At 65.7% G+C, this 20,424-nt stretch carries 17 protein-coding genes; 9 read left to right on the top strand and 8 right to left on the bottom strand.

Annotation, left to right across the window (positions count from 1 at the left end; genetic code table 11):
• Positions 1-261: 261 nt before the first annotated feature.
• Together U4Y88_RS14460 and U4Y88_RS14455 are read left to right on the top strand one after the other, a co-directional pair.
• Entirely contained in the window at positions 262-1,695 is a 1,434-nt protein-coding gene (locus U4Y88_RS14460; RefSeq protein WP_321784697.1) for an aldehyde dehydrogenase family protein, read from the top strand.
• A gap of 181 nt (positions 1,696-1,876) precedes the next feature.
• Positions 1,877-3,067: a nitronate monooxygenase family protein gene (locus tag U4Y88_RS14455; protein WP_321784695.1), complete on the top strand. Its 1,191-nt coding sequence runs from the start codon at positions 1,877-1,879 to the stop codon at positions 3,065-3,067.
• A gap of 150 nt (positions 3,068-3,217) precedes the next feature.
• Here the strand turns inward: U4Y88_RS14455 and U4Y88_RS14450 are convergent, their stop codons facing one another.
• Positions 3,218-3,421 (bottom strand): DUF1289 domain-containing protein, encoded by a 204-nt coding sequence (locus tag U4Y88_RS14450; RefSeq protein ID WP_224007879.1) that lies wholly within the window; start codon positions 3,419-3,421, stop codon positions 3,218-3,220.
• Between the two features lie 168 nt (positions 3,422-3,589).
• A complete protein-coding gene (locus U4Y88_RS14445; RefSeq protein WP_321784693.1) occupies positions 3,590-4,828 on the bottom strand; it encodes a phospholipase A in 1,239 nt (412 codons plus the stop codon).
• 660 nt (positions 4,829-5,488) lie between these two features.
• On the opposite strand from U4Y88_RS14445, the gene U4Y88_RS14440 reads away from it, so the two are divergent.
• From U4Y88_RS14440 to U4Y88_RS14425, 4 genes are all read left to right on the top strand, one after another.
• Positions 5,489-6,589 carry a polyamine ABC transporter substrate-binding protein gene (locus tag U4Y88_RS14440; protein WP_224007885.1) on the top strand — a complete coding sequence of 367 codons (1,101 nt, stop codon included), beginning with the start codon at positions 5,489-5,491 and terminating at the stop codon, positions 6,587-6,589.
• 112 nt (positions 6,590-6,701) lie between these two features.
• Entirely contained in the window at positions 6,702-7,871 is a 1,170-nt protein-coding gene (locus U4Y88_RS14435) for an ABC transporter ATP-binding protein (protein ID WP_224007894.1), read from the top strand.
• Positions 7,868-8,803 (top strand): ABC transporter permease subunit, encoded by a 936-nt coding sequence (locus tag U4Y88_RS14430; RefSeq protein WP_065059397.1) that lies wholly within the window; start codon positions 7,868-7,870, stop codon positions 8,801-8,803. The genes U4Y88_RS14435 and U4Y88_RS14430 overlap by 4 nt, the downstream gene beginning before the upstream one ends.
• A complete protein-coding gene (locus U4Y88_RS14425; RefSeq protein ID WP_321784691.1) occupies positions 8,800-9,618 on the top strand; it encodes an ABC transporter permease subunit in 819 nt (272 codons plus the stop codon). Before U4Y88_RS14430 ends, U4Y88_RS14425 begins: the two co-directional genes overlap by 4 nt.
• Positions 9,619-9,762: 144 nt before the next feature.
• Here the strand turns inward: U4Y88_RS14425 and U4Y88_RS14420 are convergent, their stop codons facing one another.
• Complete coding sequence (locus tag U4Y88_RS14420; RefSeq protein ID WP_310631762.1) at positions 9,763-11,166, bottom strand: methyl-accepting chemotaxis protein; 1,404 nt, start codon at positions 11,164-11,166, stop codon at positions 9,763-9,765.
• Between the two features lie 242 nt (positions 11,167-11,408).
• On the opposite strand from U4Y88_RS14420, the gene U4Y88_RS14415 reads away from it, so the two are divergent.
• Both U4Y88_RS14415 and U4Y88_RS14410 read left to right on the top strand, forming a co-directional pair.
• Entirely contained in the window at positions 11,409-11,546 is a 138-nt protein-coding gene (locus U4Y88_RS14415; RefSeq protein WP_224007900.1) for a hypothetical protein, read from the top strand.
• A gap of 62 nt (positions 11,547-11,608) precedes the next feature.
• Positions 11,609-12,379: a class I SAM-dependent methyltransferase gene (locus U4Y88_RS14410; RefSeq protein WP_310631758.1), complete on the top strand. Its 771-nt coding sequence runs from the start codon at positions 11,609-11,611 to the stop codon at positions 12,377-12,379.
• A 34-nt stretch (positions 12,380-12,413) separates the two neighbouring features.
• Here the strand turns inward: U4Y88_RS14410 and U4Y88_RS14405 are convergent, their stop codons facing one another.
• From U4Y88_RS14405 to U4Y88_RS14385, 5 genes are all read right to left on the bottom strand, one after another.
• Positions 12,414-13,904, bottom strand: coding sequence for an NAD(P)/FAD-dependent oxidoreductase (locus U4Y88_RS14405; RefSeq protein ID WP_321784689.1), 1,491 nt, complete (start codon positions 13,902-13,904; stop codon positions 12,414-12,416).
• 122 nt (positions 13,905-14,026) lie between these two features.
• Entirely contained in the window at positions 14,027-15,220 is a 1,194-nt protein-coding gene (locus U4Y88_RS14400) for a tetratricopeptide repeat protein (protein ID WP_321784687.1), read from the bottom strand.
• 96 nt (positions 15,221-15,316) lie between these two features.
• Positions 15,317-15,997 (bottom strand): PspA/IM30 family protein, encoded by a 681-nt coding sequence (locus U4Y88_RS14395; protein WP_224007912.1) that lies wholly within the window; start codon positions 15,995-15,997, stop codon positions 15,317-15,319.
• 347 nt (positions 15,998-16,344) lie between these two features.
• Positions 16,345-16,974 carry a hypothetical protein gene (locus tag U4Y88_RS14390; protein WP_321784685.1) on the bottom strand — a complete coding sequence of 210 codons (630 nt, stop codon included), beginning with the start codon at positions 16,972-16,974 and terminating at the stop codon, positions 16,345-16,347.
• A 384-nt stretch (positions 16,975-17,358) separates the two neighbouring features.
• Positions 17,359-17,631: a hypothetical protein gene (locus U4Y88_RS14385; protein WP_321784683.1), complete on the bottom strand. Its 273-nt coding sequence runs from the start codon at positions 17,629-17,631 to the stop codon at positions 17,359-17,361.
• Here U4Y88_RS14385 and U4Y88_RS14380 point away from each other — a divergent pair.
• On the top strand, positions 17,630-20,131 hold the full coding sequence (locus tag U4Y88_RS14380; protein WP_321784681.1) for a penicillin-binding protein 1A: 2,502 nt from the start codon (positions 17,630-17,632) through the stop codon (positions 20,129-20,131). The genes U4Y88_RS14385 and U4Y88_RS14380 overlap by 2 nt on opposite strands.
• Positions 20,132-20,424: the final 293 nt, after the last annotated feature.

Below are 20,424 nucleotides of genomic sequence, written 5' to 3'. Positions count from 1 at the left end.
GACTTCCTGGCGAGCCAGGGGTTGCATTGAGCCTCGGCTGCTGATGGCGGCATGAGATGAAAACGGGCGGCGCGTGATGCGTCGCCCGTTTTGTTTTGGGCGCGGGAAAGTGCGCCGTTTGTGCCGGGTACGCCCCGCACTTTACGTAATCGTCAACCACGCTAGAATGCGACGTTGCCGCTGCGCGGGCCTCTGCGCCCACGCCGCTCAAGCGAGTGAACACCGCAGATACCCACAATCACGGAGACAGGAGCACACCGCATGAACAACTACGCCCAGCTCTACATCAACGGCCAATGGGTCGCGCCGCACGGCAACGGCACGATCGACGTATTCGACTCGGGTACCGAAGCCGTGATGGGCCGCATTCCCGAAGGCGTCGAAGCCGATGCCGAAGCCGCCGTCGCCGCTGCGCGCACCGCCTTCGACGGCTGGTCCGCGACGCCCGCCGCCGAGCGCGGCGCGTATCTGCAAAAAATCGCCGACAACCTCAAGGCTCGCACCGACGAACTCGCACAGCTGATCGCCGGCGAAGTCGGCATGCCGCTCAAGCTCGCGCGCGCGATCCAGGTGGGTGGCCCGGTCTACAACTGGGGCGCCTACGCGAAGCTCGCGAGCGAATTCCCGTACGAGGAGCGCGTCGGCAATTCGCTGGTCGTGCGCGAGCCCGTCGGTGTGGTCGCGGCGATCACGCCGTGGAACTATCCGCTCAACCAGATCACGCTCAAGGTTGCCGCCGCGCTCGCGGCGGGCTGCACGGTCGTGCTCAAGCCGTCCGAAATCGCGCCGCTCAACGCGTTCGTGCTCGCCGAGGCGATTCACGCAGCGGGCTTGCCTGCGGGCGTGTTCAATCTCGTGACGGGTTACGGCCCGGTCGTCGGCGAATTGCTCGCGCGCCATCCGCAGGTCGATATGGTGTCGTTCACGGGTTCGACGCGCGCAGGCAAGCGCGTCTCGGAAGTCGCGTCGGCGACCGTCAAGCGCGTGGCGCTCGAACTCGGCGGCAAGTCGGCCTCGGTCCTGCTCGACGACGCCGATTTCGCGGCGGCCGTCAAAGGCACGGTCGGCGCGTGCTTCCTGAACTCGGGGCAAACCTGCTCGGCGCACACGCGCATGATCGTGCCGGAGTCGCGCTACGAAGAAGCGCGCTCGCTCGCGAAAGAGGCCGTCGAAGCCTACACGGTCGGCGATCCGCGCGACGAGACGGCGAAGCTCGGGCCGCTCGCCTCGAAGGTGCAGCAGGAGCGCGTGCAGCACTACATCGAGCGCGGCATCGCCGATGGCGCCGAACTCGTGACCGGCGGCGCGGGCCTGCCGGAAGGCGTGACGAAGGGCTTCTTCGTGAAGCCGACCGTGTTCGGCCGCGTGCCGCGCGACGCCGCCATCGCGCAGGAGGAAATCTTCGGCCCGGTGCTGACGATCCTCACCGCGAAGGACGAGGACGATGCCGTCGCGATCGCCAACGACTCGCTCTACGGCCTCGGCGGCGCGGTCTGGGCGGGCAGCGACGAGCGCGCGATGCGCGTGGCGCGACGTATCCGCACAGGCCAGATCGACATCAACGGCGGCGCGTGGAACATGGCCGCGCCGTTCGGCGGCTACAAGCAGTCGGGCCACGGGCGCGAGAACGGCGTCTACGGTCTGGAGGAGTACCTGGAATACAAGTCGATGCAGTTCAAGGTGCCGAAAGCCTGATCGAGCGGTGGCTAGCGGCACTTTCGCGCCTTGCAAATGTTTCGGCGTGACGTTTTGATTTGAGTCAGTGATGCGGGGTTCTTTACGGAACCTCGCATTTTTCATTGATTAATCACAATGTGATCTGTGGGCGGCGCGCGACCATTGTCGTTTTGTCATCGACAACGCAAAGCGGGTCACCATGTTTCCTACTCATTCGTTCTCGCCGCTCGTCATCCGCGGGCGTCAACTGCTGCCGGTCGTGCAAGGCGGCATGGGCGTCGGCATTTCGGCGCACCGGCTCGCGGGCAGCGTCGCGCGCGAAGGCGCTATCGGCACCATCGCGAGCATCGACCTGCGCCATCATCACGCCGACCTCACCGAGCTGTGCCGCGAAGACCATTCGCACGAGACGCTCGCGCGCGCAAACCTGATCGCGCTCGGCCGTGAGATCGCGGCCGCGCGGCAACTGGCCGGCGGCAAGGGCATGATCGCGGTGAACGTCATGAAGGCCGTCAGCGCCCACGCCGACTACGTGCGCATCGCCTGCGAGCAGGGCGCCGACGCCATCGTCATGGGCGCGGGCCTGCCGCTCGATCTGCCCGATATGACCGCGGGCGTCGACATCGCGCTCGTGCCCATTCTGTCGGACGCGCGCGGCGTCGCGCTGGTGCTCAAGAAGTGGGCGAAGAAGGGGCGCCTGCCCGACGCCATCGTGCTCGAACACCCGGCGCACGCGGGCGGCCATCTCGGCGTAACCGACATCGCCGACATGAACAACGAGCGCTTTGCGTTCGCGCGCATCTTCGCCGATCTCGACGCGGTCTACGCTTCGCTGGGCATCACGCGCCGCGACGTGCCGCTGATCGTCGCGGGCGGCATCAACAGTCACGACGCCGTGCGCAAGTGGCTGGAGGCGGGCGCGAACGGCGTGCAGGTCGGCACGCCGTTCGCGGTGACCGAGGAGGGCGACGCGCATCCGAACTTCAAGCGCGTGCTGGCCGACGCCACGCCCGAGGACATCGTCGAATTCGTGAGTGTGACGGGCCTGCCCGCGCGCGCCGTGAAAACGCCGTGGCTCGATCGTTACCTGCGCAACGAATCGCGCATCCGCGCGAAAATCGGCTCGATCAAGCTGGCTTGCCCGACCGGGCTCGACTGCCTGTCGATGTGCGGCTTGCGTGACGGTATCGAAAAATTCGGCCACTTCTGCATCGATACGCGTCTCGCGGCGGCTCTGCGCGGCGACGTCGCGAACGGCCTGTTCTTCCGTGGCCGCGAGTCGCTGCCGTTCGGCAACGCGATCCGCAGCGTGCGCGATTTGCTGGAATTGCTGCTGACCGGGGCGGCGCGACCGGCTGTCGCACCACGTGCGGCCTTCGCGCGGAGTTGAGTTTAGGGAAGCGTGGCTCAGCGGTTTGCCGCTGGGCGCGCCCTATATCGCGCCGCTCTTGGCGGGTGGCGCGCGTCGGCATGACGTTGCGGCGCTACGCGCGCCGCGTTTTGAACGCCGGCTCGTCCGGCGTTTTTGATGCGCGTGCCGTCAGGCGTTCTTCTTCTGGAAGCGCATGGCGGTGCCTTCGCGCTCGATGCGCGTCCAGATGGCGCGCTTTTCCTCGTCGCTGAGGAACACCCAGTTGGAGACTTCCATCGCGGTGCGGCCGCAGCCTTTGCAGATTTCGTCGAAGAGCGTCGAGCACACGCCGATGCACGGGCTGTCGGGGAGGTCGTGAAGATTGGAAGCCATGGAAATATCTTGGGGCGGGATGACCGGCGCGCGGCGGCGCCGGTGCGGACCAGAAACCCCGCTATGTTAACCGATTCGGCCAGGTGAGGCCGATCGCCACGGTTGCCACGGTCGCCACAGTCGCGCTACTCGCCCGACGGCCCCAATCGCCGGGCGCAAGGCGCCCGCTCAGCGCGCGATGCTGTAACCGATGCGCGCGACCCAATGCTGGCGCTGGTTGTAGTCGAGCAGATCCTCGCCGTAACCGTTGAAATAGCCGATCCACAGATAGCCGCCCCATTTGCTGCCGAGCAGGCGCGCGAGCGGATAGGTGAGCTGGGCGTCGACGCTGCCGTACCAGTGCTTCGTGCCCTTGCGGAGCGTGGTGGCGAGCTGCCAGCCGTCCGGGCTGCCGTATTTGATCAGCAGGTCCACGTAGCCTCGGTAATCGGCGATGTCCTCGTTATCCGATTTGCTGAGGTAGTAGTACACCTTCGGCGAAACCGTCACGTGGTAGTCGTCCACGTTGCCGAATTCCCAGGTCGGGCGCACGAACACGATGTTGATGGCGCGCGAGTCCGCGCCCGCCTGGCCGTTCGATTCGTGACCGAGGCCCACCGCGATGCCCATGCGCGCAAACCAGTCGCTTTTCCAGCCCGTATCGGGGATGTAATAGAACAGTTGCGGCATGTAGCTCGTGTCGCGGAACGGCGCGGAGGTCGCGCTCAGATCCCAGATCGAATTCTGCGTGTAAGCAAAATAAAGGTTGTCGAAGAAACCTTTCGAGCGCAGGTCGTCCGGCATGATGATCCGGTACTTGAAGCTCAGCTGGAAACGCGCGGTCGTGTCGCCGTTCTTGCCGATGCCGACGTACATCGGCTCGTAGTAGGACAGGCGCGCGAGCGTGCTTCGGCCCGTGGTGGCGAGCGAGTCGGCGGCGGGCGCGATGGCGCTGTCGGCGCCCGCGGCTTCGATGGCGGCGACCTGGGCGGGCGAGGTCGCGGCGCTTTCCGCGCGTGCCGCCTGCGCCACGGCTTGCTGGTTCGGGCCGCGATTGAGCACGACGAGCGAGGGCGAAGCGTCGAAGCCCACGGGATCGATGCGCACCGCGCCGCGCGCGCTGTCGGGCCACGGCGCGCTGAAGCGGACCTTGCGGAACTGGCCTGGCTTCAGCGTGAGCCGGTCGGGCACGCCGGGCTCGCGCACGAGATCCAGCGGTGCGGGCGCGACGTCGCCATTCGTGAGCGTCACGCGCAGCGTCGCGGGCAGCGTGACGGTGAGGGGCTGGGTGTCGTCGGCGGTGACGAGCAGGGTGAGTTCGAGCGGCTCGGAGGCGGCGGCTTCGCGCGGCGGTTGCAGCATGGCGATGGTCGCGTGCGCGGCCGGCGCGGCGGCCAGGCAGGTGGCGGCTACCGCGAGGATCCGCATCAATACCCACCAAAGCGTCGGCGTCAGAATCGATGCGCAATGGGTCGCGCCGCGGCGGCGTGTCGCGGCCCACGCATGCAAGACCCGGGCCGCGCACGCGCATGCTCGCGAAGGCAGCGAAGGTAATACAAGCAACGAAACGAACGACAGAAGTCGGCGAGGGCGAAGCGCGGGAGGTTCCAGGCTCATGCGTCGGATCGTCGGTGGCGGTGGTGGTCGGAAGGCGCGCGGGACGGCGTAGGGCGCTTGAAGCCCGCGCATCGCCCGCGAATTGCCCACGAATCGCCCGCGAACCGCGAGCCCGGTCTGCTCAGGGTTTTTACCACGCAGCCCCGCCCGGCGCGCCGGACCTGCGCGACCATGGCGCAGCTTGGGCTCGGCGCGACCCGCCGCCGGCGTCGCGCGAATGTCGCACGGTCCGGTTTTTTCGGTAGACAGGGGCGCATAAACGGCTAAAATTGCGCCCGATTTACCATCGGCGGCGCGGGCCAAAAGCTTGTTCCGTTTGCGCGACAGGCGGTCGTTCTTTTTTGGCGCCTGGCATGTTTGATGGTAGGTTCGGTAAATTCTGGGGAGCCGCGCGAGGCGCGGTGACATGCGAGGCAAAAACGCAAAGGGCGGGCGCGAGTCGCGCCGTGGCTGAGTGAATCGGAGAACGGGATGAAGAAACGGGTTTGGGCGCATCTGGGTGCGATCGCGTTGTGCGCGGCGCCGTGGGTGTCGTCGGTGGCGAAAGATACGCAACTGAACGTGTACAACTGGTCCGATTACATCGCCAAGGACACGATTCCGAACTTCCAGAAGCAAACCGGCATTCAGGTCAAGTACGACAACTACGATAGCGACGACACGCTCCAGGCCAAGCTCCTCGCGGGCAACTCGGGCTACGACATCGTTGTGCCGACCAGCAACTACGCGGGCAAGCAGATCGCCGCCGGCATTTTCTCGCCGATCGACAAGTCGAAGATCCCCAACCTCAAGTATCTCGATCCGCAGCTGATGGAGCTCGTCGCCGGCGCGGATCCGGGCAACAAGTTCGCGGTGCCCTGGGCGTACGGCACGACCGGTCTCGCCTATAACGTCACCAAGGCGCAGCAGATCCTCGGCAAGAACGTGCCGCTCGACAACTGGGACATCCTCTTCAAGCCCGAGAACATCTCGAAGCTGAAGGCCTGCGGCGTCTCCGTGCTCGACGCGCCGGACCAGATGTTCGCCGCCGCGCTGCACTACATCGGCAAGGATCCGCTCTCGACGAACCCGGACGACTATCGCGCCGCGCTGGCGATGATGAAGAAGATCCGTCCGTACATCACGCAGTTCAACTCGTCGGGCTATATCAACGACATGGTCGGCGGCGACATCTGCTTCGCCTACGGCTGGTCGGGCGACGTCGTGATCGCCAAGCATCGCGCGATCGAGGCGAAGAAGCCGTACAAGATCGAGTACTACATTCCGAAGGGCGGCGCGCCGATCTGGTTCGACGTGATGACCATCCCGAAGGACGCGCAGCACAAGGAAGCCGCTTACGAGTGGATCAACTACATCGAGACGCCGCAGGTGCACGCGGCGATCACGAACACCGTGTTCTACCCGAGCGCCAATGCGGAAGCGCGCAAGTATGTGAACAAGGACATCGCCAACGACCCGGCCGTCTATCCGCCGCCCGAGGTCCTGAAGACCCTGTTCCTGCTCAAGCCGCTGCCGCCTGAGATCCAGCGTCTGCAGACGCGCCTGTGGACCGAATTCAAGTCGGGCCGCTGACGCGCCGCCCAGCAGGCTGATCGTTTTACCCGAGCCCTCGGCACGACGCCGGGGGCTTTGTTCGTCAACCCCGTCCAGTAGTCAGGCAGAACCAGGCAGGGCAGAGAGAATCATGAGTGACCAGTCGAGCGCGCCGGCAACCGCCGGTGTGCTGCCTTCGGGCTTCGCCGCGGCCAATGGAGCCAATCCCGCCGCGGACAACTTCGTGCAGGTTGTCGATGTCGTCAAGAAGTTCGGCGACACCACGGCCGTCAAGGGCGTCAACCTGTCGGTCAAAAAGGGCGAGCTGTTCGCGCTGCTCGGCAGCTCGGGCTGCGGCAAGTCCACCTTGCTGCGCATGCTCGCGGGTCTGGAAACCGTCACGTCGGGCAAGATCCTGATCGACGGCGAAGACCTCGCCACGCTGCCGCCGTACCGCCGTCCGGTCAACATGATGTTCCAGTCGTATGCGCTTTTCCCGCATATGACGGTGGAATCGAATGTGGGCTTCGGGCTGCGCCAGGAAGGCGTCAAGAAGGGCGAGCTCAAGGATCGCGTGGACAACGTGCTCGAACTCGTGCAGATGACGCGCTTTGCCAAGCGCAAGCCGCATCAGCTTTCAGGCGGCCAGCAGCAGCGCGTCGCGCTCGCGCGCTCGCTCGTCAAGCGTCCCAAGCTGCTGTTGCTCGACGAGCCGATGTCGGCGCTCGACAAGCAGATTCGCCAGCGCACGCAGATCGAGCTCGTCAACATTCTCGACAAGGTCGGCGTCACCTGCATCATGGTCACGCACGACCAGGAAGAGGCGATGACGATGGCGGGCCGCCTCGCGGTGATGAGCGAAGGCGAGATCGTCCAGCTCGGCACGCCCAACGAGGTCTACGAGTTTCCGAATAGCCGCTTCTCGGCGGAGTTCATCGGCTCGACCAATCTGTTCGACGGCACCGTGGTCGAAGACGAGCCCGATCACGTCTACGTCCAGTCGGCGGATCTGCCCGTGCATCTCTACGTGAACCACGGCATCACCGGTCCGCTCGGCATGCCCGTGACGATCTCGGTGCGCCCGGAGCGCATCTCGCTTACGCGCAAGCCTCCCGAGGGCGTGTTCAACTGGGGCAAGGGCGTGGTGAAGAACATCGCGTACATGGGCGGCTACTCGCTTTATCACGTCAAGCTCGACTCGGGCAAGACGGTGATCGCGAACATGTCGAGCCTCGCGCTCTCCGAGATCGATTCGCCCACCTGGGAAGACGAAGTCTACGTGCGCTGGAGCGCCTCGGCCGGCGTGGTGCTGACCTCATGAGCGCGCCGACCTTCAAGGACGTCCTGCACTGGCCGGCGCGGCGCTTCAACCTGACGGGCCGCACCGCCGTCGTGGCGGGGCCGTTCTTCTGGCTGCTGCTGTTCTTCCTCGTGCCGTTCATCCTGGTGGTGAAGATCAGCTTCGCCGACCAGCAGCTCGGCATTCCGCCGTACACGGAACTCACCTCGTTCAGCGACGGCGTCTGGCACATCGCGCTCGACCTCTCGCACTACGCGTTTCTGTTCCAGGACAGCCTGTACTTCGCGACCTACGTGAACTCGGTGGTCGTGGCGGCGATCTCGACGCTGCTGTGTCTGCTGATCGGCTATCCGATGGCGTACTACATCGCGCGCTCGAATCCGGCCACGCGCAACATCCTCATGATGGCCGTGATGCTGCCGTTCTGGACGTCGTTCCTGATCCGCGTCTACGCGTGGATCGGCATCCTGAAGAACAACGGACTGCTGAACAATTTCCTGATGTCGGTCGGCATCATCCATTCGCCCATCGAGCTGTATCACACGAACACGGCGGTCTATATCGGCATGGTCTATTCGTACCTGCCGTTTCTCGTGATGCCGCTCTACGCGCACCTCGTGAAAATGGACCTCACGCTGCTCGAAGCCGCTTACGACCTCGGCGCGAAGCCGTGGCGCGCGTTCCTCGAAATCACGCTGCCGCTCTCGAAGAACGGCATCATCGCGGGCTGCCTGCTGGTGTTCATTCCGGCGGTCGGCGAGTACGTGATTCCGGAACTGCTCGGCGGCGCGAACACGCTGATGATCGGCCGCGTCATGTGGAACGAGTTCTTCGATAACGCCGACTGGCCGATGGCCTCCGCCGTCACCTGTGCGATGGTCCTGCTGCTGCTCGTGCCGATGGCGCTGTTCCAGCACTTCCAGGCGAAGGAACTGGAGGGCCGCGGCAAATGAAACCGAATCGCGTCCTGCAATTCATCGCGCTCGGCCTCGGCTTCGCGTTCCTCTATATTCCGATCGTCAGCCTGATCGTCTATTCGTTCAACGAGTCGCAACTCGTGACGGTGTGGACGCATTTCTCCACGCGCTGGTATCAGGCGCTCGCGACCGACGACGAACTCATCAACGCCGCGTGGCTCTCGCTGCGCATCGCGCTGATGACGGCGTTCGCCTCGGTGATCATCGGCACATGGGCGGGTTTCGTGCTTGCGCGCATGGGCCGGTTCCGCGGCTTCACGCTCTACACGGGCATGATCAACGCGCCGCTCGTGATCCCCGAAGTGATTCAGGGCATCTCGCTGCTGCTGCTGTTCGTCGAAATGGGCAAGCTGCTCGGCTGGCCCGCGGGCCGCGGCGTGTTCACGATCTGGATCGGCCACGTGATGCTCTGCATCTCCTACGTGGCGATCATCGTGCAGTCGCGCGTGCGCGAGCTCAATCCGTCGCTGGAAGAGGCCGCGCTCGATCTGGGCGCCACGCCGTTCAAGGTGTTCTTCCAGATCACGCTGCCGCTCATTTCGCAGGCGCTCGCGGCGGGCTGGCTGCTGTCGTTCACGCTGTCGATCGACGACCTCGTGCTCTCGGCGTTCCTCTCGGGCCCCGGTTCGACGACGCTGCCGCTCGTGGTGTTCTCGCGCGTGCGACTCGGCCTGAATCCCGAAATGAACGCGCTCGCGACGCTGTTTATCGCGGTCGTGACGGTGGGCGTGATCGTCGGCAATTACTTCATGCAGCGCGCCGAACGCCGGCGCACGGCGATGGCGGTCTGAGGCCTGGCGGCTTCGGCAGCGTCGCTGCATCGGACAAAACGGCGCGTGGACTTCGGTCCACGCGCCGTTTTTCTTTTCGGGCGCGAATCTAGAACCGCGCGTTTAGAGTCGCGAATTTAGAGCCGCGCGTTTAGAACCGCGCGTTTAGAGCCGATACCCCATTCGAAATCCGCCCCAATGCCGTCCGTTGACGAAGATCGGCGCCGACGCGTCCTTCATCATCGCGAACTGGCCGCCGCCCATGTCGCGCCGATACGTCTGCAGCAAGAACGGCTTGGTATGCGAGCCCGCCGCGATTCCCGTGCGGTCGTTGAAGATGCGCCGATTGCGGCAGTTCGCGGCGTTCCACACCGGATCGGCGCCTTGCGGATGCGAGAACTTGCGGTTGTGCGTCGGAATGTAGCCGAGCGGATCGATGGCCGCGCAGAACGCCACGCGTTCGTCGAGCTGCAGCAGCGGTTCCAGAATCGGCGGCAGCACGCGGTCCGTGAACGCGGTGAAACGCGTCATGTGCTGCAGCGGCTGCGTGTTCGGCACGGGCGCGTGGCGGCGGTCGAAGAGATCGGCCTCGCTGATCTCGCCGCGCGCGACGGCCGCTTCGAACAGCTTGCCGACCTGCGCCGCCGCGCGCTGCACGGAGTCGATGAAACGCGTGTCCTCGGTTTCCACGCCGGTCGCGGCCGAGAGTTCGATCAGCGTTTCCGAGACTGACAGCAACTTGCCGAGCTGATCCTTGGCCTGCGCGAAATTGCGGCTCGAATCCTCGACGCCGTTCGCCATTTCGCTGACCTGCGACTCCAGGCCGTCGCATTTCGCCTCGATTTCGCCGGTCAGCTGGGCGATCTGCCCGGCGTGGGCGTCGAGCTGGGTGATCGCGTCGCCGGTGCTGTGCACGGCCTCGCCGATCGCGCGCGTGCCTTCGCGCACGCGATGCGCGCGCTCGGTATTCGTCGCGCCCTCGACGATCAGGCGCTCGGTCTGCTGCGTGAGTTTCGCGAGCGTCTGCTCGATCTGGCCCGTGGCCTGCGCGGTCTTGGCGGACAGGTTCTTCACCTCGGCGGCGACCACCGCGAAGCTCTTGCCGGTCTCGCCCGCGCGCGCGGCCTCGATGGCGGCGTTCAGCGCGAGCAGTTGGGTCTGGCGCGCGATCAGCGAAATTTCCTCGGAGACCCGCGAGACGTGTTCGAGCGCGGCCTTGAGCGCGCCGATCTGGCTCTCGATGACGGTCACGCCTTCGACCAGCCCGTGAATGTCGCCGAGCGACGCCTCGATGGTCTGCTGCGAGGCCTGCACGGTGGCGGCGGTGCCCGCGCTGACCTCGCGCATGGCGCGCGCGGCGGCGGCGATCTGGTGGTTCCCGGCGAGCGTGTGCGCGGCCGATTCGCGCAGCGCGTGGCAAACGCCGGCCTGATGCTCGACGCGGGCGGCCACGGCCTCGACGTTGCCGGACACGTCGCAGATTTCGATGCCGAGCCGGCCCGCGTGCGCGGCGATATCGCCGACGATCGAAGCCGATTTGCCGGCGCGGCGGCGGCCGCGCCAGGTCATGCGCAAAACTGTCATCGGAGGTCTCCTTGCTCTACGTATTCGCTGCGGCGATGCGTGTCGCGCCCGGTCGTCGCGCGCTGCATGCAGAATGCGCGCGCGATCGCCGGGATTTCAACTTGTTTACGGCAGCGCGGGCGCCGACTTGAGGGGGCGTCCGGGGTCGCTTTCGCGTGCCGACACCCCAGGGCGCTATGATCGGGGCTTGCGGATCGCGATGGGCGCGCTCCGCGGTGGGAAGATTGATGATCGAAGCGATATTTGGGGACGGCGCGTCCATAGTGTCCGGCGCGTTCTGGCAGCAATTGATTCAGTTCTGGGAGCTGATCGTGATGGTGTGCCGTTTTCTCTGGGACCTGCTCAAGCTGTTAAGCGGGGCCTGAAGAGACGGCGCGCCGCGCGAGACACGGCACACCCGAGCACATAACACACGACGAGGGCGACCATGACCGACGATTCCACCCGGCGTTTCACCGACCGGGTCGCGGACTACGTGAAGTACCGGCCGGGCTATCCGCGCGAAGTGGCGACGTTCGCGCACGTCGAATGCGGCGTCGCGCCTGGCGCGACGGTGGCCGACATCGGCGCGGGCACGGGTTTGTCGTCGAAACTCTTTCTCGACGCTGGCCATCCGGTCGTGTCCGTCGAGCCAAACGCGGCGATGCGCGCCGCCGCCGACGCGTTTCTCGCGCCGTATGCGCGCTATCGCAGCGTGGCGGGCACGGCGGAAGCCAGCACGCTCGACGACGCGAGCGTCGATCTCGCGATCGCCGCGCAGGCGTTCCACTGGTTCGACAAGGCGGCCGCGCGGCGCGAATTCGCGCGCATTCTGAAGCCGCGCGGCAAGATCCTGCTGTTCTGGAACAGCCGTTTGCTCAAGGGCTCGGCGTTTCTCGAAGGCTACGAGGCTCTGCTGCGCGAGTTCAGCGCCGATTATGCGAACGTAGCGGAAAGCTATCCGTCCGACGACGCCATGGCCGACTGGTTCGGCGATGGCTTCGAGCAGAAGACCGTGTTTCCGAACGCACAGCACCTCGATTTCGACGGCCTGCAAGGGCGGCTGATGTCGTCGTCGTATGCGCCGAAGGCGGACGACGCGCGTCACGGACCGATGCTCGCGGCGCTGCGCACGCTGTTCGACGCCACACAGCAGGACGGGAGCGTGAACTTTGCGTACGAAACGCGCGTTTATGCGGGCAAGCCGGTGCGCGCGTGATACCTATCGTTCGGCATCCGAACGGTTTGTATCGTCAACGCCCGAATTCGTAGTCGCTTTCGCGCACGCGGCGCGTCTGGTGACGAAACGCGAACGTGAAGCCCGGCCACAGCGACGTGACCTTGCCGCTTCGCGTCTGATAGTAGCTGTGGCAGCCCGAGGTCCAGACCGTGTGCGCGAGCTGCGCCTGCAGCTTCACGTTGAACGCGCGCTGCACATCGGCGCGCACGCTCATCGTGCGCGCGCGGCGGCGCTGCAACGCGCGGATGCAATCGGCGATATAGCGGATCTGCGACTCGATCATATAGATCATCGAGTTGTGGCCAAGGGCGGTGTTCGGTCCGATCACGATGAAGAAGTTCGGAAAGCCCGCCACGCTCGCGCCGAGATACGCCTCGGGGCCGTTGCGTCGCCAGGCTTCGCCGAGATCCGCGCCGTCGAGGCCGGTCACACGAAACGGCGCGTCCACGTCGTTGACCTGAAAACCCGTGCCGCAGACGATCGCATCGACCGCGTGATGCACGCCATCTTTCGTCACGACGCCATCGGCGACCACCTCGCGGATCGGCTCCGTCACGAGCGCCACGTTCGGCTGCGTGAGCGCGGGCAGGTAGTCGCTCGACAGCAGCACGCGCTTGCAGCCGAGCATGTAATCGGGCGCGAGCTTCGCGCGCAGCGCCGCGTCCTTGACCTTGTGCGCGAGATAGCTGCGCGCGAATTTCATCGGCGCATTCAGCAAGCGCAGATCGACGATAAAGCCGAGCGCGCGCGATTCGAGCTGGCAATAAATGGCCGCGCGCGCGAGACGCTGCGCGAGCGGCACGTGGCGATAGATCCAGCGTTTGCGCGCGCTGATCGCACGGTCGCGGCGCGGCATGATCCACGGCGCCGTGCGCTGGAACACCGTGAGCTGCGCGACGCGCGGCTGGATGCGCGGCACGAACTGGATCGCGCTCGCGCCCGTGCCGATCACGGCCACGCGCTTGCCGTCGAGCGCGTAGTCGTGATCCCAGCGCGCCGAATGAAACAGCTTGCCTTCGAAGCGGTCGAGCCCGTCGATAGCGGGCAGGGCGGGGCGAGAGAGCGGCCCGTTGGCGGCGATCAGCAGATCGGCTTCCACGGTGTCGGTGACGCCGTCGCGCTCGATGTCGATCAGCCAGACGGCGCGCGACGCATCGAAGCGCGCGGCGCTCACGCGCGAGCGATAGACAACGAAGCGCTCGACATCGTATTTGCGCGCGCAGCGTTCGAGATAGTCGAGAATCTCGCGTTGCGGCGCGTAGGTGCGCGTCCAGTCGGGATTCGGCTCGAACGAAAATGAGTAGAGGTGCGAAGGAACATCGCAGGCGGCGCCCGGATAGGCGTTATCGCGCCAGGTGCCGCCGAGGCTCGCGGCGGCTTCGTAGATCGTGAACGACTCGATGCCCATGCGCCGCAGACGGATCGCCATGCCGATACCGGCAAAGCCGCTGCCGACGATGACGATGCGCGGTGCGCTGGGGAAAGATCCCGCGTGTGTGGCCATGGTCGTGTGCTTCTTCAAAGCGGGAGTGGACGCCCGAAAATGAAATTCCGCTGCGATGCAAAACGGGCTCCGCAAGGGAGCCCGTATTCAACACCGGCGGTGAATGCGCGACGGCTGGGCGCCTAGCTGTTCCAGTCGTCGGAGCCGCCGCTGTCGTTGCTGCCCATGTCGACGCCGCCGCCCGAGCCGTCGTCCCAGTCGTTCGAGCCCTGGCCGAAGTCGAGACCGCCACCGTTGCCGCCGTCGCGCGGCACGCGGCGGCCGTCGTCGTCGACGATCACATCGCGCTCGATCACGCGGTCGCGGCCGTGGCTGAGCGCTTCGCCGAGCAGCACGCCCGTGAGCAGCCCGCCCATGCCGCCCATTCCGCCGCCGCCTTGCTGCACGATGACTTGCGGTTGCTGCTGGGGCGGATATTGCGGCGGATATTGCGGATTGTGACCGAAGGCGGCGTCGGCTTCACGCGCATAGGCCGAGCCGCTGCCGCCGTAGGCGGGCGCTTGCGCCGCGGCCTGGGCGTTCGGATCGGCACGGCCTTCGGCGCGCGCCTTGAGGCTTTCGAACTGGCGTTCCAGATCTTCGATCTCGTAGGGCGCGACAGGATTCGTGCTGCCCGAGAGCCGTTCGACCACGCCGCGCAGCTGCGTCTCGAACGCTTCGAGATCCTTCTCCAGCACCTCGTGACCGGCGACCGTCGAGAGCCTCACGTCGAGCTTGAGCGAGCGCACGCCGTTGAGCAGGTCGGTGGCGCGCTTGAGCTGGTCGCGGCGGTCGTCGCCTGCCTTGGCGTCGTCGTTCGATTTCGCGCGGCGCAGCGTCCAGCGCAGCACGAGCGCAATGCCGATCACCACGATCGCGATGCCGATCCACATGCCGATGCCGGGACCATGCTTGACCGGCGCGGCAGCGGCCATGGCGGCGGCGGGCGCGACGGACTGCGATTGCTGGGCGAACGGATTATTCGCGCGGTTGGTGGTGACGGCGCCCGCGCGCGAAGCGTCGGAGCGAATCTTCGCTTCGACCTGCGCAAAGCGCTGCGGTTGCGTGAAGCGAACCTGCGGGTCGAGCTGTTTAGCCTGCTGGACCTGCGTGAGCGCGTCGGCGTAGCGGCCTTCGCGGTTGAGCACCTGCGCGTACAGATAGTGCGCGCGGGCATTGTCGGGATGTGCCTGCAGAACCTCGGTGAGACCCGCGTCGGCGCGTTGCCAGTCGCCTTGCGACATCGCGGATTCGATCTGCTGGACGCTCGGCACGGCGAACGCCAGGCCGCTCACAAGCGCAAGCGAAGCGAAAACAGCGACAAAAAACTTTTTCATGTTGCAGGCCGGGCGGCTTGTCGCCCGTCTCCATAACAGTGTTACGTGGATGCGGCGCGCGAAGACCGCCGCGCCGCATCCGTCACGCGCGGCGCGTTACTGCGCCGGCGTATTGAGCTGCTTTTTCAGGGCTTCGAGGCGATCGTCCACCGACGGGCCCTTGTTCAGCGCGGCGAGCTTGTCGTCGAGCGCCTTGCCGCTCGACTGGTCCGCCGAGTTGAGGCGGGCGTCGGAGCGCGCGTTCGACAGATTCACCTTGTCTTCGAGCTTCTGGAAATCCTGCGCAAGATTCTTGCCGCCGATACCGCCGAGCGCGGTGGCCGCGACGTCCTTGGCCTGAGCGATCTGCTGCTTGGCTTGCAGGATGTTCGAGCGCGCGTTGAGGTCGTTGCGGCGCGAACGCATGTCGTCGATCTGCTGCTTGAGCTGATCGACCGACGGTTCGAGTTTGGCGAGTTCCGCCGCGAGCGCGTCGCGTTCGGCTTCGGCCGTGGATTGCGCGCCGAGCGCTTCGCGTGCGAGCGCTTCGTCGCCCGATTGCAGCGCGCGCTTCGCGCCGTCTTCATACTTCTTCGCCTTGTCGGCGGCCACGTCGCGCTTGCTTTGCTGCATCGCGACCTGCGCCTGGATCTCGACGAGCGAGTTCTCGGCTTTCGCGATGCTGTCGTCGAGTTCGCGCACGATCTGGCGCGCGTCGCGCGACGGGTCTTGCACGGAGTCGGCGGCGTCGTTCAAGAGACCCTTGACCGTGCGAGAGATGGAGTCGAAAAGCGACATGTAATTCTCCGGTGAAATGAAATCGGCCCTACGTTTGGCGGGCCGCGATGCGGCTTGCGGCACTTGCGCGTACCTCGCATTCAGCTTACGCCGCTTTGGGCGAGCCGCGCATGCAGCGCGCAAATCGGGACGAAAGCGCCGATTGCAATAGCGCGGAAGCATCGCGTCGGCGCAATTAACCTTTCTTTACGCTGAGCCGCGTTTCATGCGTGGCCCAGTGCGCATCGCTCGCGGATATTACACCACGGGGTCTCTTAAAAGGGACTTAAAGGCACGGCCCGCAGGGGGCGTGCGGCGCGTGCATCGGCCTGCGCGTGAGCGCGTGCGTGGCCTCTACCGGCACGCGCTCAGGCGAACTTGCCGCCCTCGGGCGCGGGGCCGTGGCGATGCGTGTCGTCTTCGTCGCGTGCGTCGTGCGGGCGGCGGGCGAACGGTGTGCCGCTGAGCGGTTGCAGCGGCTCGGTATCGGCGAAATGCAGGTCTTGCGGCAGTGCGGCGTGGGTGTCTTGCGTGGAGCTTTCAGCGGCCGATGCAGCGAGGCGCGCGACGGCTTGCGCGACTTCGTGCGCCGCATGGCCCACGTCGTCGTTCGTGGCGAGCGGCGAGGGCGCCTCGGGCTGTGTCGCGTTGTTGTCGAGGTCTTCCGCACGCGTATCGCTCGATGCTTGCGCGAGCGCGTCGGCTTCGTGGGCCGCCTTCGCCTCGCCGCTCGCGGCGGGCCGTATCGCGCCACGTCCCGGCCGCAGCGGTTTCGCCGCCTTGCGCAGCACTTGCGCGAGCGCGTCGGGCTGGCGCGGCGCGTTCAGACGGTCGACGATGCTGGCCGCCTTCACCTGGTCGCTGGTCGCGCTGAACGCAATCACCGCGCGGCGCATGAGCTCGCTGATGCTGATGCCGAGTTCGTCGGCCGTGGAGGAGATCGCGCGTTTCTGCGCGGGCGTGACGAAGACCACGATGCGTTCGCTGGGCTTGTTCATGATCGGCTCGCCGATGGCTCGGCGTCGGGTCGGCTTGGAGTGACCTCGGGTCCGGCGCGGAGGCGTCGGCCAGGCAGCAGCGCAATGGCCGGCCGCTCGCGCAGGGGCGTGCAGCAATCTCTCCATCATAAGACGAGACGCGCGATGCGCAACGCCAAGCTGCGCGCACGCCGCTTGCGCATCGCACAATAATGTATTGCGGATCTGGACGCACGACGCGAATTGCGCGCGTCGATTCCGCTGCGTCTCGACACTTTCTCCACAGAACGCGCGAGATGGCGCAAACGCCGTCACAGCGCGGCATTCACGGCGAATAAACAGGTCGGAATGCGCTTGTCCAGGAAACTCTTACAAAAAAAGCGCGACCGCCCCCGCCCGAATTATTTAGAATGCGCTGTTACATTTCGCGTCGATGCAGCGCACAAGGCTTTCTGCGCGGGCTTCACGCGAAAGGGTGATGAAAGATTCACCTTGCAACGGCGCGCCGAACTTGCGCGCCGCGTGGCCGGACGGGGGCGTTGCCGGCCGCGTCGCGGCACCGCGCTCGGGGCGCGGCGCCGTCACATGCCGCATTGGCGCCATGACGCCATGATCGAGATCTACGCGCGCTTGCCGCGCAGCCGAGGCGCACACGAACGCGCCAATCATTCCAGTCATGCCTATCATTAAACGACCGCCTTCACCGCAGTACCCGAACGACGATCGGGAACCCTCCTTCAATCGTGGACGCGAGCCGCAGCGCCGCGACGACTCGCGCGAAGAACGGCCAAAACGCCGCTCGATCGGCGCGTCGATCGCGCTCGGCTTCTTCGGCCTGTTCGCCACGCTGGCCGTGGTGGGCGCGCTGATCGTCGGCTACGCGCTCGTCGTGATGGGCCCGCAGTTGCCCTCGCTCGACGCACTCACGAACTATCAGCCGAAGGTGCCGCTGCGCATCTACACGGCCGATCACGTGATGATCGGCGAGTTCGGCGAGGAGCGCCGTCAGCTCGTGCGCTTCGACGATATCCCCGACGTGCAGAAGAAGGCCGTCCTCGCGATCGAGGACTATCGCTTCTACGAGCACGGCGGCGTCGACTTCGTCGGCATCCTGCGCGCGGGCGTGGCCGACCTGATGCACGGCGGCGCGTCGCAGGGCGCGAGTACGATCACGATGCAGGTCGCGCGCAACTTCTTCCTCTCGAGCGAGAAGACCTACACGCGCAAGATCTACGAAATGCTGCTCGCGTACAAGATCGAGCGCGCGCTCACGAAGGATCAGATCCTCGAGCTGTACATGAACCAGATCTATCTGGGTCAGCGCGCCTACGGTTTCTCGGCGGCCGCGCGCGTGTACTTCGGCAAGGATCTCAAGGACATCACGCTCGCCGAAGCGGCGATGCTCGCGGGTCTGCCGAAGGCGCCGTCCGCGTATAACCCGATCGTCAATCCGAAGCGCGCGAAGATTCGCCAGGAGTACATCCTGAAGCGCATGCTCGATCTCGGTTACGTGACCCAGGCGCAGTACGACGAGGCCATCAAGGAGCCGCTGCACACGCGCACCGCCGGCACTGAATACAGCGTGCACGCCGAGTACGTGGCGGAAATGGTGCGCCAGATGATGTACGCGCAGTACAAGGATGAAACGTACACGCGCGGCCTCACGGTCACCACGACCATCGACAGCGCCGACCAGAACGCCGCCTACGCCGCCGTGCGCAAGGGCGTGATGGATTACGAGCGCCGTCACGGCTATCGCGGACCGGAAGGCTTCGTGCAACTGCCGCCGGCCGGCGACGACCGCGACCAGGCCATCGACGATGCGCTCACCGATCACCCCGACAACGGCGACCTCGTTTCCGCGGTCGTGATCGACGCCACGCCGAAATCGGTGACCGCGCAACTGCTCGACGGCACGCAGATCACCGTGACGGGCCAGGGACTGCGCTTCGTGGCGGCGGGGCTGTCGCCGCGCGCGTCGAACGCGCTGCGCATCAAGCCGGGCTCGATCGTGCGCCTGATCGCCGACGAGAAGAACGACTGGCAGATCGCGCAGCTTCCGCAGGTGGAAGGCGCGCTCGTCTCGCTCACGCCGCAGGACGGCGCGATCCGCGCGCTGATCGGCGGCTTCGACTTCAACAAGAACAAGTTCAACCACGTCACGCAGGCCTGGCGTCAGCCGGGTTCGAGCTTCAAGCCGTTCATCTATTCGGCGTCGCTCGAAAAGGGCCTCGGACCGGCGACCATCATCAACGATGCGCCGCTGTACTTCCCACCCAGCTCGCCGGGCGGCGAGGCGTGGGAACCGAAGGACGACGATCAACCCGACGGCCCGATGCCGATGCGCCTCGCGCTGCAGAAGTCGAAGAACCTCGTGTCGATCCGCATCCTGTCGTTTATCGGCACGAAGTACGCGCAGGATTATGTGACGCAGCGCTTCGGCTTCGACCCGGACAAGACGCCGCCGTATCTGCCGATGGCGCTCGGCGCGGGTCTCGTCACGCCGCTGCAGTCGGCGGGTGCGTACTCGGTGTTCGCGAACGGCGGCTATCGCATCAATCCGTATCTGATCGCCGAAGTCGACGACGCGCACGGCCAGCCGATCTCGCGTGCGCAGCCGCTGGTCGCGGGCCAGAACGCGCCGCAGACGATCACGCCGCGCAACGCGTACATCATGAACAGCCTGCTGCATTCGGTCGCGACGGCAGGTACGGGTGCGGGCACCAACGTGCTGCATCGCGACGACCTGCAAGGCAAGACCGGTACGACCAACGACGCGCACGACGGCTGGTTCGCCGGCTATCAGCACACGCTGGTGGCGGTGGCGTGGATGGGTTACGACCAGCCGAAGAGTCTCGGTAGCCGCGAGTTCGGCGCGCAGCTCGCGTTGCCGATCTGGGTCGACTACATGAGCAAGGCGCTGCGCGGCATTCCGCAAGAGGAGCCGCCGATGCCGCAAGGTCTCACGACCATCGACAGCGAGCTGTACTACTCGGATATGACGCCGGGTGCGGGCTTCGTTTCGGCCATCGGCATGGACTCGGGCGTGCCGGCAGGCGCGGTCAGCGATGCGAGCGGCGCGACCGGCAGCATGGGTCCGGGAGGCATGACGCCGCCGAGCGTGACCACGAGCGAGAAGCAGCAGATCATGGACTTGTTTGAGACGAACAAGCCTTGATAAAGCGTTTAGGTGTGGTGGTCTGAGGACCGTAGTCGCACAAGGAAGTCCCTGGAACACGGCACGTCGGCAACGACGTGCCGTGTTTTGTTTTGCGCGGACAAAAGTCTTTGGCAACAACGGCTTGGGTGGGTTGCCCAGGGCTTGTCCACAGGGCTGCCAACAAAATCTGGGGATAAACCCCGCGCGCGAAAAACGTTCCGTTGTCCACAGTTTTTGTTAGCAGCCCTGTGGGTAACCTCTGGAGATCGACGCTAAGTCGCTGATCCGCAAGGCGTTGTTCGCGAGCGCGC

This window comes from Paraburkholderia sp. J94, assembly GCF_905220285.1.
Taxonomy (GTDB): Bacteria; Pseudomonadota; Gammaproteobacteria; order Burkholderiales; family Burkholderiaceae; genus Paraburkholderia; species Paraburkholderia tropica_A.
This window is presented reverse-complemented; position numbering and strand designations above follow the sequence as displayed.

Coding starts and splice junctions, on each gene's coding strand:
- U4Y88_RS14460 (WP_321784697.1), top strand. CDS start 262: ATGAACAACTACGCCCAGCTCTACATCAACGGCCAATGGGTCGCGCCG.
- U4Y88_RS14455 (WP_321784695.1), top strand. CDS start 1,877: ATGTTTCCTACTCATTCGTTCTCGCCGCTCGTCATCCGCGGGCGTCAA.
- U4Y88_RS14450 (WP_224007879.1), bottom strand. CDS start 3,421: ATGGCTTCCAATCTTCACGACCTCCCCGACAGCCCGTGCATCGGCGTG.
- U4Y88_RS14445 (WP_321784693.1), bottom strand. CDS start 4,828: ATGCGGATCCTCGCGGTAGCCGCCACCTGCCTGGCCGCCGCGCCGGCC.
- U4Y88_RS14440 (WP_224007885.1), top strand. CDS start 5,489: ATGAAGAAACGGGTTTGGGCGCATCTGGGTGCGATCGCGTTGTGCGCG.
- U4Y88_RS14435 (WP_224007894.1), top strand. CDS start 6,702: ATGAGTGACCAGTCGAGCGCGCCGGCAACCGCCGGTGTGCTGCCTTCG.
- U4Y88_RS14430 (WP_065059397.1), top strand. CDS start 7,868: ATGAGCGCGCCGACCTTCAAGGACGTCCTGCACTGGCCGGCGCGGCGC.
- U4Y88_RS14425 (WP_321784691.1), top strand. CDS start 8,800: ATGAAACCGAATCGCGTCCTGCAATTCATCGCGCTCGGCCTCGGCTTC.
- U4Y88_RS14420 (WP_310631762.1), bottom strand. CDS start 11,166: ATGACCTGGCGCGGCCGCCGCCGCGCCGGCAAATCGGCTTCGATCGTC.
- U4Y88_RS14415 (WP_224007900.1), top strand. CDS start 11,409: ATGATCGAAGCGATATTTGGGGACGGCGCGTCCATAGTGTCCGGCGCG.
- U4Y88_RS14410 (WP_310631758.1), top strand. CDS start 11,609: ATGACCGACGATTCCACCCGGCGTTTCACCGACCGGGTCGCGGACTAC.
- U4Y88_RS14405 (WP_321784689.1), bottom strand. CDS start 13,904: ATGGCCACACACGCGGGATCTTTCCCCAGCGCACCGCGCATCGTCATC.
- U4Y88_RS14400 (WP_321784687.1), bottom strand. CDS start 15,220: ATGAAAAAGTTTTTTGTCGCTGTTTTCGCTTCGCTTGCGCTTGTGAGC.
- U4Y88_RS14395 (WP_224007912.1), bottom strand. CDS start 15,997: ATGTCGCTTTTCGACTCCATCTCTCGCACGGTCAAGGGTCTCTTGAAC.
- U4Y88_RS14390 (WP_321784685.1), bottom strand. CDS start 16,974: ATGAACAAGCCCAGCGAACGCATCGTGGTCTTCGTCACGCCCGCGCAG.
- U4Y88_RS14380 (WP_321784681.1), top strand. CDS start 17,630: ATGCCTATCATTAAACGACCGCCTTCACCGCAGTACCCGAACGACGAT.
- U4Y88_RS14385 (WP_321784683.1), bottom strand. CDS start 17,631: ATGACTGGAATGATTGGCGCGTTCGTGTGCGCCTCGGCTGCGCGGCAA.